The sequence below is a fragment of the Chitinimonas prasina genome, assembly GCF_030160395.1.
Classification (GTDB): domain Bacteria; phylum Pseudomonadota; class Gammaproteobacteria; order Burkholderiales; family Chitinimonadaceae; genus Chitinimonas; species Chitinimonas prasina.
This window is the reverse complement of the sequence record NZ_BSOG01000001.1, coordinates 356688-370729: the sequence shown is the minus strand read 5'-3', so window position 1 is coordinate 370729 and position 14042 is coordinate 356688. Positions and strand designations below refer to the sequence as shown.

The 14042-nt window shown below is 61.7% G+C and carries 19 protein-coding genes; 13 read left to right on the top strand and 6 right to left on the bottom strand.

The features are described 5' to 3' along the window. Positions 1-514 precede the first annotated feature (514 nt). From QQK16_RS01910 to QQK16_RS21275, 5 genes are all read left to right on the top strand, one after another. Positions 515-700 carry a hypothetical protein gene (locus QQK16_RS01910; protein WP_284194731.1) on the top strand — a complete coding sequence of 62 codons (186 nt, stop codon included), beginning with the start codon at positions 515-517 and terminating at the stop codon, positions 698-700. 553 nt (positions 701-1253) lie between these two features. Further along, positions 1254-1610 (top strand): Hpt domain-containing protein, encoded by a 357-nt coding sequence (locus QQK16_RS01905; protein WP_284194730.1) that lies wholly within the window; start codon positions 1254-1256, stop codon positions 1608-1610. A 72-nt stretch (positions 1611-1682) separates the two neighbouring features. Next, positions 1683-2126 carry a response regulator gene (locus QQK16_RS01900; RefSeq protein ID WP_284194729.1) on the top strand — a complete coding sequence of 148 codons (444 nt, stop codon included), beginning with the start codon at positions 1683-1685 and terminating at the stop codon, positions 2124-2126. Beyond that, on the top strand, positions 2108-2482 hold the full coding sequence (locus tag QQK16_RS01895) for a sensor histidine kinase (protein ID WP_284194728.1): 375 nt from the start codon (positions 2108-2110) through the stop codon (positions 2480-2482). The genes QQK16_RS01900 and QQK16_RS01895 overlap by 19 nt, the downstream gene beginning before the upstream one ends. A gap of 9 nt (positions 2483-2491) precedes the next feature. Then, complete coding sequence (locus QQK16_RS21275; RefSeq protein WP_368860119.1) at positions 2492-2722, top strand: ATP-binding protein; 231 nt, start codon at positions 2492-2494, stop codon at positions 2720-2722. Between the two features lie 15 nt (positions 2723-2737). Here QQK16_RS21275 and QQK16_RS01890 read toward each other — a convergent pair whose 3' ends face one another. Further along, the gene (locus QQK16_RS01890) at positions 2738-3325 is read right to left on the bottom strand and encodes a superoxide dismutase (protein ID WP_284194727.1); all 588 of its coding nucleotides are present in this window, start codon (positions 3323-3325) and stop codon (positions 2738-2740) included. Between the two features lie 219 nt (positions 3326-3544). Here QQK16_RS01890 and QQK16_RS01885 point away from each other — a divergent pair, with 219 nt between their 5' ends. The 3 genes from QQK16_RS01885 to QQK16_RS01875 are packed head-to-tail and all read left to right on the top strand — an operon-like array spanning position 3545 to position 5393. Then, positions 3545-4462, top strand: a complete 918-nt coding sequence (locus tag QQK16_RS01885; RefSeq protein ID WP_284194726.1) for a CobD/CbiB family protein — start codon at positions 3545-3547, stop codon at positions 4460-4462. 20 nt (positions 4463-4482) lie between these two features. Further along, positions 4483-5136, top strand: a complete 654-nt coding sequence (locus tag QQK16_RS01880) for a fumarylacetoacetate hydrolase family protein (protein ID WP_284194725.1) — start codon at positions 4483-4485, stop codon at positions 5134-5136. Beyond that, positions 5133-5393 carry a hypothetical protein gene (locus tag QQK16_RS01875; RefSeq protein ID WP_284194724.1) on the top strand — a complete coding sequence of 87 codons (261 nt, stop codon included), beginning with the start codon at positions 5133-5135 and terminating at the stop codon, positions 5391-5393. The genes QQK16_RS01880 and QQK16_RS01875 overlap by 4 nt, the downstream gene beginning before the upstream one ends. Here QQK16_RS01875 and tsaD read toward each other — a convergent pair. The 3 genes from tsaD to QQK16_RS01860 all read right to left on the bottom strand — a co-directional run bounded on the left by tsaD (position 5390) and on the right by QQK16_RS01860 (position 7178). Beyond that, the gene (gene tsaD, locus QQK16_RS01870; RefSeq protein WP_284194723.1) at positions 5390-6403 is read right to left on the bottom strand and encodes a tRNA (adenosine(37)-N6)-threonylcarbamoyltransferase complex transferase subunit TsaD; all 1014 of its coding nucleotides are present in this window, start codon (positions 6401-6403) and stop codon (positions 5390-5392) included. The genes QQK16_RS01875 and tsaD overlap by 4 nt on opposite strands. Positions 6404-6471: 68 nt before the next feature. Beyond that, on the bottom strand, positions 6472-6744 hold the full coding sequence (locus tag QQK16_RS01865; RefSeq protein WP_284194722.1) for a barstar family protein: 273 nt from the start codon (positions 6742-6744) through the stop codon (positions 6472-6474). After that, positions 6735-7178 carry a ribonuclease domain-containing protein gene (locus tag QQK16_RS01860; protein WP_284194721.1) on the bottom strand — a complete coding sequence of 148 codons (444 nt, stop codon included), beginning with the start codon at positions 7176-7178 and terminating at the stop codon, positions 6735-6737. The genes QQK16_RS01865 and QQK16_RS01860 overlap by 10 nt, the downstream gene beginning before the upstream one ends. Before the next feature lie 146 nt (positions 7179-7324). On the opposite strand from QQK16_RS01860, the gene QQK16_RS01855 reads away from it, so the two are divergent. The 3 genes from QQK16_RS01855 to QQK16_RS01845 all read left to right on the top strand — a co-directional run bounded on the left by QQK16_RS01855 (position 7325) and on the right by QQK16_RS01845 (position 10530). Beyond that, positions 7325-8788 (top strand): M48 family metalloprotease, encoded by a 1464-nt coding sequence (locus QQK16_RS01855; RefSeq protein ID WP_284194720.1) that lies wholly within the window; start codon positions 7325-7327, stop codon positions 8786-8788. 61 nt (positions 8789-8849) lie between these two features. Continuing rightward, positions 8850-9650, top strand: a complete 801-nt coding sequence (locus tag QQK16_RS01850) for a hypothetical protein (RefSeq protein WP_284194719.1) — start codon at positions 8850-8852, stop codon at positions 9648-9650. A gap of 7 nt (positions 9651-9657) precedes the next feature. After that, the gene (locus tag QQK16_RS01845) at positions 9658-10530 is read left to right on the top strand and encodes a FecR family protein (protein ID WP_284194718.1); all 873 of its coding nucleotides are present in this window, start codon (positions 9658-9660) and stop codon (positions 10528-10530) included. Here the strand turns inward: QQK16_RS01845 and QQK16_RS01840 are convergent. Further along, positions 10527-10976, bottom strand: a complete 450-nt coding sequence (locus tag QQK16_RS01840; protein WP_284194717.1) for a DUF1841 family protein — start codon at positions 10974-10976, stop codon at positions 10527-10529. The two genes, QQK16_RS01845 and QQK16_RS01840, sit on opposite strands and share 4 nt — an antisense overlap. A 49-nt stretch (positions 10977-11025) precedes the next feature. Beyond that, positions 11026-12033: an FIST C-terminal domain-containing protein gene (locus QQK16_RS01835; RefSeq protein ID WP_284194716.1), complete on the bottom strand. Its 1008-nt coding sequence runs from the start codon at positions 12031-12033 to the stop codon at positions 11026-11028. A gap of 79 nt (positions 12034-12112) precedes the next feature. Here QQK16_RS01835 and QQK16_RS01830 point away from each other — a divergent pair, with 79 nt between their 5' ends. Further along, positions 12113-12595 (top strand): glutathione peroxidase, encoded by a 483-nt coding sequence (locus QQK16_RS01830; RefSeq protein ID WP_284194715.1) that lies wholly within the window; start codon positions 12113-12115, stop codon positions 12593-12595. A 308-nt stretch (positions 12596-12903) separates the two neighbouring features. Then, positions 12904-14040: a glutamine-hydrolyzing carbamoyl-phosphate synthase small subunit gene (carA, locus tag QQK16_RS01825; protein WP_284194714.1), complete on the top strand. Its 1137-nt coding sequence runs from the start codon at positions 12904-12906 to the stop codon at positions 14038-14040. Positions 14041-14042: the final 2 nt, after the last annotated feature.

The following is a 14042-nucleotide window of genomic DNA, read 5'->3' as shown; positions in this document are numbered from 1 at the left end:
CCTAGGCACTACCTTGCCTCGTCGTGCTCAGCTAAGTTATTAGCATTAGAAAATAATTATTCATGGGTGCGGCCGATGACATTGCCACGGCTGCTAGCGTGCCATTGTTTTTTCGGCGCAGGGTCGATGCAACTGTGTTGAAATTGCCGGGACATGGGGCATCTGCATGGCCTTGAGTCATCAGTACTTTTTTGCAGTGTGCTGCTGAGAGGCAGTGACTGGTGGTGATTTCATGCGTATGTACTATGCTGTCGGCATGGGGTTGGTGTAAGGTAATACTAGGCAAGCGTAATACGACCATGTTCGAGTACTGAATATTGCGGAGTGGCGCCGATGTTTTATCGCTGGCATCAGGGTAGGCATGGTTATTACATCGGGTGTGGCTGGTTTTGCGACAATCAGAGTTACTAGTTCATAAACGGAAGATAACTGGCAATACTTCACAACACGCAGTAGAGCATTCCACCTAATCTGGTGTCTGGATACATCAACCGCTTTTTATTAAGGGCAGGGCATGCAAAACGCGAAGCGCTGGAGTAGCTTGGAAGATGAAATCCTGTTGGCGGGTTTCCGTGAAAACCTTGAACTGCGTGATATCGCTGCCCGGCTTGGGCGCCGCGAAGGCGCCGTGCTGGAACGTGCGCAGGATCTGGGCCTGGGCAATGCGCAGCCGCAGCCTGATTGGCGCATGGCTGCCTGAGTTGTCGGCTGTCGCCGCTATCGGGCTCGGTTTGTGGCCTGCTGAGTAGGGCATTCACCGAGGCGCTGCCTGCATCATAAGGGTGATGCGGGAGCAACTGGCTTTGTTAGGGCAGTTTGGCTGGCGCGGTTGCGCTGGGGCTGCCTGCTGTGGCAACAGGTGTACTGATGCCTGTATCGAGTTTTTCCGCCTTCGTTCTTTTCCTGCATGCTCATCTCAAGCCTTGCCCGATGGCTGTTCAGCCCGCTACTTAGCCGCCCAAGCTATGTCGGCTACCGTACTGTGCGTGGCGTGACGCATCGCTGCTGGTAATAGGTCCGCTTTACATCAGGGGCCTGGACCGCTAAAAACCGAATAGAACAAACCATATAACATAGTCATAAGTAGCACACGATGCTGCAAAGCTGGTGCCCTTGTCATGGGCACGAGGAGGACACATGAATGACCTAGCCGCTGCAAGGGCGCTTGCTGGCAATCCTATGCCAGGCCTACCTTGCCCCATCTGCCATCTCGCCAGCGGGTTTACCCCACGCCATCTGTCTCGGGCGGCCGCATGATGGACCTGCATGGCAATACCACGGAATTTCAGGAGCGCCTGCTGGCGACATTCTGGCGTGAGGCCCAAGGCCATATCGATGCCATGACACCGTTATTGGCGTGGCTGGAGCCTGCGGCATCGGGGGATAACCAGGTGCGTGCGCTGGAACGGCTGTTTCGCGAAGCGCATGGGCTGAAAGGTGCTGCCCAGGTAGTGGACCGTCCGGAAATCGCAGCACAGAGCAGGCAGCTTGAACGCCTAGTCATGTCGGTGCGGCAGTGCGAGCAGCCGATCACGTCTGCGCAGGCCGCGGCCTTGATAGATGCCGTCGCTGCCACCCAGCATGCGGTGCTGCGCGACAAGCAAGGCTAGGTGGAGTGAGTAATCGCTGCAACGGAATTCGGTGTGCTGTGCTGGCGGGGGCAATCCTTCCTGGAGCAATGCATGGACGCGTCTTCTTCCTGCGACAGGTCGGCGATCACCACACTGGTGGTAGAGGACAGCCCTAACCAGGCAGCGCAGTTGCGCATGGTGCTGGAGGTGGAGGTGGAGCAGTTCACCGTATTGATGGCCAAGAACGGCTGCGCGGCGCTGGCGGTGTTGCGGGAAACCCTGCCGACAATGGTCATTACCGATGTCGTCATGCCCGAGATGGATGGCTACCAGCTCTGCGACACCATCAAGAAGGGCCGGGCGCTGCACGACATACCGGTGATCATGATGACGTCGCTGGTGAGCTGGGACGATATCACCCGTAATCTGGAGTGCGGCGCCACGCACTTCTTGTGCAAGCCATATGGCTCGGTCGCGCTGATTTCACGCATCAATTACATCTACGCCATCTGGGTGGCGGCCTGGATGCGGCGGCTTTGCGGCTGCTGCCGGTGATCCGTGAAGGCAGCATGAAGATGGACGGGCTGATCATCAGCCTAATGGGGCTTTCCAGGGTGGGCAAGGTGCCTCTGCGGGTACGGCAGGTGGATATGACCCAGCTAGCCCATGGTGTCTGGCTGGAACTGCAATACGACAACCGGGACCATGAGGTGGTGTACCTGATGGCCAGCCTGCCGCCCGCCCTGGGCGACCCGGTGATGCTCAAGCAGGTCTGGGTCAATCAGCTGTCGAATGCACTCAAGTACTCGCGTGGACGCCCACGCCAGGTGATAGAAGTGAGTGGCAGGCAGGACGGGGCGCTGGCGGTGTATTCGGTCAGGGACAATGGTGCCGGCTTCAATATGGCGTAGTACGACATTTTGTTTGGCGTATTCCAGCGCTTGCATGGCGAGCAGGAGTTCCCCGGTACAGGCGTAGGCTTGGAGAATGTGAAGCGTATCGTGTCCCGCCATGGCGGCGAGGTGTGGGCCGAGAGGGGGAGGGGGCTGTTTTCTACTTTCCCCTGCCCCTTACCGCGCATGCAGGCTGATGGAAAGACAAATGGCCCGGAGGGTGTCCGGGCCATTGCTGTGGCGTGGTCAGGCAGCTGACCTATACGCGGGCGATCAACCCAGGCGGGCGGCCACGACGTCCCAGTCCACCAGCTTCCAGAAGGCTTCCAGGTAGTTGGGGCGGCTGTTGCGATAGTCGATGTAGTAGGCGTGTTCCCATACATCGGCGGTCAGCAGGGCGGTGTCTGCCGTGGTCAGCGGAGTGGCGGCGGCGGAGGTGTTGACAATGTCCAGGCTGCCGTCAGCCTTCTTGACCAGCCAGGTCCAGCCCGAGCCGAAGTTGCCGGCTGCGGCGGTGTTGAAGGCCTTCTTGAACTCGTCCAGCGAACCCCACTTGGCATTGATGGCATCGGCCAGCTTGCCGGCGGGTTGGCGTGCGTCGCCTGCATTGGGCTTGAAGCCAAGCCAGAAGAAGGTGTGGTTCCAAACCTGGGCGGCGTTGTTGAACAGACCACCGGCCGGTGCCTTCTTCACAATCTCTTCCAGGGTGGCATTCTCGTGCTCGGTGCCCTTGATGAGGTTGTTCAGATTGGTGATATAGGTCTGGTGATGCTTGCCGTAGTGGTACTCCAGCGTCTCTTTGGACATGTGCGGTGCGAGCGCATCGATGGCATAGGGCAGTTCGGGAAGCTTGTGTTCCATAGGGTTCTCCAGGACGGTTGACAGCCGGGCCGTGTGCAGCCGGCTCTTGGTATGCGGCTGAATGATAGCGTGTGCTGCGCTGCACGCCAATGGTTGACTAAATTACTAAGTTATTACCTGTGCGCCTATGGGCGTGCGGGCAAGGCGGCTTGCCCCAGCGGCGAAGGCTGGAGCTTTTGCGCTATTATGCGTCGATCGCCCATCCCCAGACTCTGACCTATGACCTGGCTAGCCCTCGTCCTTGCCCTGCTGCTGGAACAATTCCACCCGGTTGGCCGCGGCAACCTTTTCTATAGCGGTTACCGTGGTTTTGCCGACAGCGTGGAGCGTAATTTCAATGCTGGCGAGTACCACCATGGCGTGGTCGGCTGGATGATTGCCGTGCTGGTGCCCAGTGTGCTGGTACTGCTGGTGGCCGGCCTGCTGTACCTGGTGCATTGGTCGCTGTATTGGCTGTTTGGCCTGGCGGTATTGTATGTCACCATGGGTTTCAGGCAGTTCAGCCCGGCCTTTACCGGCGTGGCCGACGCGCTGAAGGAAGGTGATCTGGCAACAGCCCGTACCCTGCTGGGTGGCTGGACGCGTGAGCCGGCCAGCGAGCTGCACGAGGCCGAAGTGGCGCGGGTGGCGATCGAGCAGGGTTTGATCGATGCTTATCGCCACGTATTTGGCCCCATGTTCTGGTTTATCGTGCTGGGCCCGTTCGGTGCCGTTGCTTATCGCGCCGCCACCATCTTGCAGCTCAAATGGGGTACGCGGGATCGCCGGCGCGGCGAGCGCTTCGGCAATTTCGCCGACAAGGCGGCCTATGTCATTGACTGGTTGCCCATCCGTGCCACGGCGGCCAGCTTTGCCGTGGTGGGGGATTTCGAAGACGCCGTGTTCTGCTGGCGCCAGCAGGCCGAACGCTGGATCAGTGAGACCTATGGCATCTTGCTGGCGGCAGGGGCGGGCGCCATTGGCGTGCGCCTGGGCATGCCGCTGCACCAGGAGCATACCGTACGCTTTCGCCCCGAACTGGGGCTGGGCGAGGAGGCGGATGCCAATATGCTGGCCAGTGCAGTGGGCCTGGTCTGGCGCACGCTGTTGTTCTGGCTGGCGCTGATACTGCTGGTTACCCTGGTGCGTTATCTTTGACTCCCTACTCGGTGCATGGCATGCCTACCATTCACTTTACTGACGGCAGCCAGCTGGCTGTCGCCAATATCTACTGCATAGGTCGCAACTATGCAGCCCACGCGGCTGAACTGGGCAATACGCTGGAGCCTGAGCCGGTGGTGTTTCTCAAGCCGACCTCGGCTTTGCTGCATGAAGGGTCGGCCATTACCTTGCCGGACTACTCGAACGATGTGCACCACGAGGCCGAGCTAGTACTGGCGATAGGGCTGGGTGGCAAGCATATAGCCCGCGATGCGGCCATGAACCATGTGGCCGGCTATGCGCTGGGGCTGGATTTGACGGCGCGGGATCTGCAGACCCAGGCCAAGAACAAGGGCCTGCCCTGGGCGGTGGCCAAGGGGTTTGATGGATCGGCCTGCCTGTCGCATTTCATTGTGCCGGCACTGTTGCCGGAACCCCAGGCGGCGCGCTTCAGCTTGCAGGTGAATGGCCAGATCCGGCAGGTGGGGGATTGCAGCCTGATGATCCATGATCTGCCCGCCATTATTGCCTACCTCTCCAGTCGCTTTACCTTGCAGCCGGGCGATCTGATCTATACCGGCACCCCGGCGGGGGTGGCTGCCATCCAGGCCGGTGATGTGCTGGAGCTGGCGTTGGAAGATGTGCTGAAGGCGCGTTTCGAGGTCGCATGAAACGGCGCATGCGCATCCAGGTCAAGGCCCGCTGGGCCGAGGAGGAGGTGCGGGTGCGCATACACCCGCCCACGCCGGTGCCGCAGGCGTTCAAGATACTCGCCGTGCTTGGCATATTGCTGTTCTGGTGCTACTACCTGGGCTGGTTTGGTCGGGGTGGGCAGGATGGTCTGGAGACCGGGTTCCTGCAATTCGGCATCTGCCAGATGCCCATGCTGTGGTGGTGGGTGCGTGGGCAGATGCGGCGCTGGCACTAGGCTGCCGGCAGGCTGGCCAGATCCCAGCGCGGACGCACGGCAAACGGCCCGGCCTCACGCGCATGCAGCAGCCGTTGGGCGCCGGCATAGGCAATCATGGCGCCGTTGTCAGTGCATAAATCCAGCGGCGGGTAATAGACCTTGAGCTTGCGCTTGGCGGCCATGGCATCGAGCCCGGCCCTGAGCTGGCGATTGGCGCCAACGCCGCCTGCGACCACCAACTGCTTGAGGCCCGTCTGCTTGAGTGCGGCCCAGCATTTGCTGGTCATCAGGTCCACGACGGCAGCCTGGAAGGCGGCGCAGATATCGGCGCGTGTGGCATCGTCTAGCTCGCCCTGCTTCTTTACCAGGGTCAGTACCGCTGTCTTGAGGCCGGCAAAGCTGAAATCCAGATCGCCTGAATGCAGCATGGGGCGGGGCAGGGTAAAGCGGCTGGGGTCGCCCTGGTCGGCCAGCCTGGACAGCGCGGGGCCGCCTGGGTAGCCCAGGCCCAATAGCTTGGCGGTCTTGTCGAAGGCTTCGCCTGCTGCATCGTCCAGCGTCTCGCCCAGCAACTGGTAGTGGCCTACGCCATGCACCGCCATCAGCTGGGTATGGCCGCCCGATACCAGCAAGGCCACAAACGGAAAACTGGGGGCCGGTTGAGCCAGCAAGGGTGAAAGCAGGTGACCCTCAAGGTGGTGCACGCCAATGACGGGCTTGCCCAACGCCACGCCCAGGCCATTGGCCACTGCCGCTGCCGTCAGCAGGGCGCCGGCAAGGCCGGGGCCTTCGGTGAAGGCGATGGCGTCGATATCGGCACGCACCTTGCCGGCATCTTGCAGGCAAGCCTCGGTCAGCGGCAGTACCCGCCGGATATGGTCGCGTGAGGCAAGCTCCGGCACCACGCCACCGTATTCGGCATGCATGGCCATCTGGGTATGGATGTGATGGGCCAGCAGGCCGTGCTCGGTGTCGTACAGGGCAACACCGGTTTCATCGCAGGAGGATTCGAGGCCGAGTACCAGCATGGGCATTACCTTGGAGTATCGTAAGTGGCCGGGGCCGTGGCGCTATCGGCCCAGCCCCGGATTGTCGCTCAGTCCAGGGTGACTGTCAGATCGCTCCGCTCGGTGGAGACAATGTTGAGCACGTCCATGATGCGCAGGAACCAGTCACCCAGGGCCACGCGCGAGAAACCGGCATCGTGCCAGACGATCTCGACCGTGCCTTCTACATCGTTGGACAGTACGTCATACAGGCCATCCAGGTTGTGGCCCATCTCGTAATCGAGTTCCAGCTGGCCTTCCAGCTGCTCGTAGAAATCCTCTACCTGGGAAACATTGACGAATTCGATACGGGTCAGCGGCATGGGGGTATCTCGGTAAATTGCTCGTAGTGATCGATGGTGACATAGCGACGGCCATCCCGGCTGGGTTCAAATACCAATCGCTTGGCATTGCGCTTGCCGCCACGGTAGTCCAGGTCGGCCTCACGCCAGTTGCCGCGTGGCAGGCGCTTTTCGCGGTTGCCGAAATGATCGCCGCCCAGGCTCTTGCCTTGCAGCTCCGGGCTACGCCATAGCGGGCGACCGGGCTGCCAGCCAGCCTGCCGGGCTTGCTTCTTGGTGACGAACTGGGCCGGCAACTGGCCAGTCTGGTTGAGCTGGCTAAGGCTTTGCGCCAGTTCGGTGGTGTTGAGCTGGCCTTGCAGCTTGCCGTTGAGCGACTGCGCCACCTGGCGGCAATCGGGCAGAGGCGCTGCCAGGGTGTTCAGGCAGATCAATAGGACAGCCAGGGCGCGCATTGTAATGTCTTGTGCTGGGCAAAGTCCGAATTATCGGTTTGCCGGCAGCTGAGGTCAAAGCTGGGTAAGCCTGTATCCAATTGTAAAAAAGCGCAACCAGACAGGGGGAGTGGAACCAGCTTGCCTGCATGCCTATCATAGCCCCCATGAAACGATATTCTGCTTTGACATTTGCCGTGCTGCTGGGTCTGGCGGGTGTGGCCAGCGCCAATGAACTGCCCGATCTGGGCGATTCGGCGCTGGCTAACCTGCCACCGCATGAGGAGCGCTATATTGCCGACATGACGGTGCGCGAGTTGCGCCGTTCCGGCATGGTGCTGGACGACGTGGAAGTGACTGAGTACCTGGAGCGCCTGGGCTACCGGCTGGTGGCAGCCAGCAATGAGAACCGGGTCAATTTCCGCTTTTTCCCCATCGCCGAGAACACCATCAATGCCTGGGCAGTGCCGGGGGGGGTCATCGGCATCAATACCGGCCTGATGGTGCTGTCGCAGCACGAGTCTGAACTGGCGGCGGTCATGGCGCATGAAATCGCCCATGTGACCCAGCATCACTATGCGCGCATGGTGGAGTCGCAAAAGGGGGCCGGCCTGATGACGCTGGGCACCCTTGCCCTGGCCATCCTGGCGGCTTCGCAAAGTCGCGGCGGCGATGCGCCCATGGCGGCCATTGCGGCCAGCGAGGGCTACCAGGCGCAGCGCTATCTGGATTTCTCCCGGGATCTGGAGCGTGAGGCTGATCGGGTAGGCATGGCCACCCTCAAGGGGGCCGGCTTTGACATGCACGCCATGCCCAATTTCTTCGACCGCATGCAGAAGCACTACCGCAATGTGGACAACGGGGCTTTTGCCTTTTTGCGTACCCACCCGGTCACCGGCGAGCGCATCAGCGACAGCCAGTCGCGCGCGGCTGAGCAGGCTTACCGGCAATGGCCGGACAGCGTGGATTACCTGTTGGTGCGGGAAAAGGCGCGGGGGCTGCAATTGGGGCCACGTGCTGCGCTGGACTACTACCAGGGCACCACAGGGCAGAAGAAGTACACCAGCGAGGCGGCGCAGCAATATGGCTATGCCCATGCCTTGCTGCTGGCCGGACGGGCCGATGCCGCCTGGGTGCGCCTGCAGCAGGCGCAGCAGGCCTTGCCGGGCGGCCATGCCATGTTTGAATCATTGGCAGGCAGCATACGTCTGCAGCAGGGGCGGCTGGCCGATGCCGCTGCGTTGCTGGCTGCCGGGCGGGAGCGCTTTCCAGGCGCCCAGGCGCTGGTCTATGGCGAGATTGATGTAAAGATGCGACAGAATGAGGGCAAGCAGGCCATTGCCCTGCTGGAGGCCGCACTGGCCGAGCGAGGGGGGGACCCGGGCCTGCATAAACGCCTCGCCCAGGCCTATGCCCTGCAAGGTATGCAAGGCCCGTCACACCGCGCTATGGCTGAGTATTACGCGCTTCTGGACGAGCCCAGTACGGCCATAGAGCAGCTGAATATTGCCCGCCGCAGTGGCGGCGATTTCTATCAGATGTCGGCTATCGAGGCCCGTATCAAGGAGCTGCGCAGCCGGCTGGATGGCAGGAAATTCAAGGAAGATCCCGCTACGCGAAATCCCTCCTGACAATGCGCCGGATTTGCTGCCTAGAATGAGAAACAAGGGTCAATATAAAAAGGTGCGTTCCATGCTGCGCCAGTTCACAGGGTGTGTGGCGGTCTGCCTCGCTTCGTCGGCCTGGGCCGGCGAATTCACGCTGAGCAGCGGCCTGAGTTTCAGTGAGTACGACAATCCGCGCGTACTGGAGACCGGTATGCCCTTGTCGCTCGGCTATCGCAGTGGCGACTGGAGCTTGGACGCCAGCGGCAACTGGCGGGATCAGCGCAGCGCCGCCACTACGACCAGTCCTGTCATCAAGGGCTATCGTCCCTTGCGGTTGGCCGGCCGTACCATCTGGGTGCCGGTGACGGGCCCACGGCCGGATGGCAGTGCTGCCCGCGTCAGCGGCTGGGGTGACCTGAATCTGGGCCTGAGCCGTAGCTTTATGCTGGGCGAGCTGGACGACGGCGGCAGCCTGGATCTGCGTGCGGTGGTCAAGCTGCCCACCGGTAGCCAGGCCAAGGGTTTCTCTACCGGCAAGACAGACTGGTCGCTGGGTGGCAGCTACAGCCGCAGCTCGGGGCCTTACAGCCTCAGCTGGACCTCGGGCTATAACTGGATAGGCAAGCAAAGCGGCTATGCCACGCGCAATACCTGGAGTACTGATCTCTACCTGGGCTATGGCCTTAGTGATGGGCTGGACCTGGGGCTGGACTATGCCTGGTCGCAAAGTGCCACCCCTGGTGGCGAGGCGTCGCGCACGCTGACTTTGTCTACCGGCCTGCCCTTGGGTGAGCGTGGCTACTTTACCTTCAGCTACCTGCGCGGGTTCTCTGACGCTGACCCGCAGCAGGATTTCAACTTCAGCTACAACTACAGCTTCCGCTGACATGGCCATGCGATTGTTCTGGTGGGCCTTGCTGTTTTGCCTGGCGACTGCGCAGGCTGCCGTGGTGGGCCGCATAGAAGCCGCCGGTGGGCAGTACGGCCGGCAGGATGATGCGGGTGCCAGCAAGCCGGCCATGCTCAACGGTGTGGTCGAGGCCGGAGACACCCTGATCACCGGCAGTGGTGGCTGGATGGTGCTGGCCATGAGCGATGGCGCCAGCCTGACCTTGCGACCCAATACACAGTTGCGTATCGATGAATACCGCTACCAGGCTGAGCAGGCCAGTGAGTCGCGGGCGTGGTTGCGGCTGGTTCGTGGCGCGTTGCGATCGGTTACCGGTTTGATAGGCCAAAGTAACCGGCCGTCCTATCGGCTGGCTACCCCAACCATGACCATAGGCATACGCGGTACTGATCACGAGACCGTGCTGCAGGACCACTCGGCGGACGCCGATACGCCGGCTGGGGTGTATGAGTGGGTCCACGAGGGCGAGAGCGTCATGCAGGTTGCAGGCCAGGAATTGGTGGTGCGGCCCGGCGAGAGCGGCTACCTGCCGGCGGCTGACGGTGCCTTGCCGCGCCTGCTGGCAAAGCGCCCCCGGCTGTTCGAGCGCATGCAGCAGTTTGGCCGGGAGCAGGGGCTGGATCAGATATTGGAGCGGCTGCATGACAGGGGCGAGGGAGGCTTCCGCGCCCGGCCCTTGTCGCCTGAGCAACGCGAACACCTGATCGAGCAGGGCAGGCAAGCTGTGCGCGAGCGCATAGAGGCATTGCCGCCTGGTCAGAAGCCAGATAGGGAGCAGGTACAGAAATCCGTGAAGCAGCGGCTGCAGAAGCTTGAACGTCCTCCCACCTTGCCGCGCAAACGGGTGGGCGGCTAGCCTGCGATGGGGTCGGGCATACCGGCCTTGCCGCGCATGCAGGCCAGGTAAAGCCCGCCATCCGGCCCCGTGCCGCTGCGCTGGGCCTGCCATATCATCTCCGCCAGGCAATCCATCATTTCATGCTGGGCACGATGCTCGTCGCCTGTCTGCTGACAGAGCGCCTGGTAGAGCTCGCGCACGCCATGGGGCTGGTTGATCGACAATTGCTCCTCGATGGCGAGGTGCATATTCATATGCAGGAAGGGGTTGGTCTCGCCAAACTCGGGCAGGTAATCCAGGTCGGCGTAGCGCTCGGGGGCATCGACGATGGCGTGATACTCGGGATGGCGTACCAGCACGGCCAGGGCGATTTTCTCCAGGTCGGTGAGGGGGGCGGATTGTTTCTGCTTGGCCCAGGTGTCGAACAGGAAACGGCGGGCTTGGTCGCGGGTGGGATTGAACATCGGTGTGGCCGGAAGGGAAGCAGGGGGTATTTTCCGCTGCCCGCGGTCGTCAGTCCAGCTTTGCCAGCACAAGGCTTTGATGCAAAAGGCGATTGGCGCCGTCCAGCCGGGCAAGCTGGCCGTTGCCGTAGAAGCCGGCCAGAGGTGTGCCCGGCCAGGCGCGCACCAGGGTCTGCCATTCCCTGTCCTGGCCATCATGCAGTGCCGGCCCACGGCCGGCGCAGGAGAACAGCAGCCCGGCTGCGGGTGCTGGCTGGCTGGCCATGGCCTGTACTTCGGTCAGAGCGGTGGCTGCGGTGCGGCGCATCCATACTACCCGCTCGCCGGGAAACAGCCGGGCAGCCACGGTGACGCTGCCATCGGGGTTGAGCGACACCAGTGGCCAGCATTGGCTCGGTTGGCTGTCTTCATCCAGGGTGGCCAGGGCCAGTTCATGCAGTTCCGGCAGGCTTACCATGCTGCGTCTGAGCGTGGCGGCAGCCATGCGGCCGTCCAGGCTTTGCAACTCGAAGCCGGCAATGCCGGTGACCGTGAAGGCCGGGCTGACCGGTGACAGGCCTCGGGAAACCAGCACATCGCTGGCCGGCAAGGCCAGCTCCGCCTTGCCGTCTGCCGCAATCTGACCTTGGCGCCAGACTTTGTAGGGGCCGACACCTGTTGCGTCGCCCGCAATGCCGCCATAGCGTGCCCAACCGGTTTCCAGCCAGGCCAGGTCCAGGGTGTTGGGGGCGGCCAGCGTCAGTCTCGGTGTATCGGCCTGGGCCGGCGGCAGCTGCTGTATCAGCATGGCGGCAGCGGCTGGCGTATCTACCAGCCAGTCGTCCTCGTTCATCACCCCCAGTGCGGTGCAACCTGCCACGGCCAGCGTTTGGGCCGTGCGGGCGGCTGCCACCAGGGCAGGGCGTGGGTCGTGGGCAAAATCGGCGGAGAGGAAAAGCAGCACGGCGGCGGCTCTTTGCTCCCCCAGTTTGGACAGCGCCTGCTCTACTGCGTCGGCAGCGAGCCTGGGGGAGGGGCGGGAAGCATGGGCGAGGCCAGAAGCGTAGCGGGTGGACATGCTGCCATTATCCTTCATCGCCGCTGGCTTCGCTGGCGCGCTATGATGTATTCATCATTTCTTCCGGAGGCCTTGGTCCATGTCTGCTCCCATCTATGATTTTGCCGCCAACCGACTGGACGGTACGCCTGAGAACCTGGATGCCTACAAGGGCAAGGTGCTGCTGATCGTCAATACCGCCAGCGAATGTGGCTTTACCCCCCAGTTCACGGGTTTGCAGGCTGTGTACGAGCAGTTCAAGGACAAGGGGTTTGAGGTGCTGGGTTTCCCCTGCAACCAGTTTGGCGGGCAGGAGCCGGGTGATGCCGAGCAGATAGGGGCGTTTTGCCAGAAGAACTTCGGGGTGGGCTTTCCCATGTTCGAGAAGATAGATGTCAATGGTGACGACACCCACCCGCTATATAAATACCTCAAGACCTCGGCCAAGGGCTTGCTGGGCACCGAAGCCATCAAGTGGAACTTCACCAAGTTTCTGGTGGATCGCGAGGGCAAGGTGATAGACCGGTTTGCACCATCGACCAAGCCTGAGGAGCTGGTCAGCAAGATAGAGGCTTTGCTTTAAAATACGCCACCGGCAAAACCTTTGTGGCAGGGGCGAGCAGGCTTGCTGTGCCCAGGTGCTGTCTGCGCATGTGGGCTAGGTCGTAGCTGCCACACCGGATTTTGTTGGAGGGCTAGAACACGGGTTATCCGCAATCTTGCAAACTGCTTGCAAGGCCCGCTTGCGGATTGCCGGGCGGGGGCATTTCGGCTAGAATTCGCCCTGAAAATCACGGAATTATCAGAGGGAACGGGATAGGCACGCCTATCCCGTTTTCTTACGTCTAGAGCGCGTAATGCGTCCTGACAACCGCAATTCAGGAGTCGCCGGTGTCCCAACAACGTTCCAAAGCCTTGCTCGCCCTTGCCGATGGCACGCTCTTCCACGGCACGTCCATCGGTGCCGATGGCCATACGGTTGGTGAAGTGGTGTTCAACACCGCGCTGACCGGTTACCAGGAAATCCTTACCGATCCGTCTTATTGCAAACAGATCGTCACGCTGACCTATCCGCACATTGGGAATGTGGGCGTGAATCGCGAGGATGCGGAATCGAATGGGGTGTTTGCCGCTGGCCTGATCGTGCGCGATCTGCCCCTGCGCGCCTCCAACTTCCGCATGGAAGAGACACTGGACGCTTACCTGCGTCGCAACAACACGGTGGCGATTGCCGATATCGACACCCGCAAGCTGACCCGCATCCTTCGGGAAAAGGGCGCGCAGTCGGGCTGCATCATGGCCGGCGAGGTGGATGCGGACCGTGCGATCGAACTGGCCCGCGGCTTTGGCTCCATGGCCGGGCAGGATCTGGCGCGGGTGGTGAGCTGTACCGAGGCCTATCGCTGGGATACCCGTGAGTGGCAGTTGGGCATGGGCTACGCCGCCCAGGTCAATGCACGCTTTCATGTGGTGGCCTACGATTTCGGCGTCAAGCACAACATCCTGCGCATGCTGGCCGAGCGTGGCTGCAAGCTGACCGTGGTGCCGGCCCAGACCTCGGCCGAAGATGTGCTCAAGCTTAATCCCGATGGCGTGTTCCTCAGCAATGGCCCTGGCGATCCGGAGCCTTGCGGCTACGCGATTGCGGCTATCCGTACCTTCCTCGACAAGAAGTTGCCGGTGTTCGGCATCTGCCTGGGTCACCAGTTGCTGGCGCTGGCCGCAGGTGGCAAGACCAGCAAGATGAAGTTTGGCCACCATGGTGCCAACCACCCCGTGCAGGATCTGGATGACCGTCGCGTTCTGATTACCAGCCAGAATCATGGCTTCCAGGCGGATGAGAGCACCTTGCCGGCCAATGTGCGCATCACCCACCGTTCGCTGTTTGACGGCACGGTACAGGGTATCGCCCTGACCGATCGCCCGGCATTCAGCTTCCAGGGTCACCCCGAAGCCAGCCCAGGTCCGCACGACGTCGCCTACCTGTTCGATCGCTTTACCGCCGCCATGGCGCAACACAAGCAATAAGG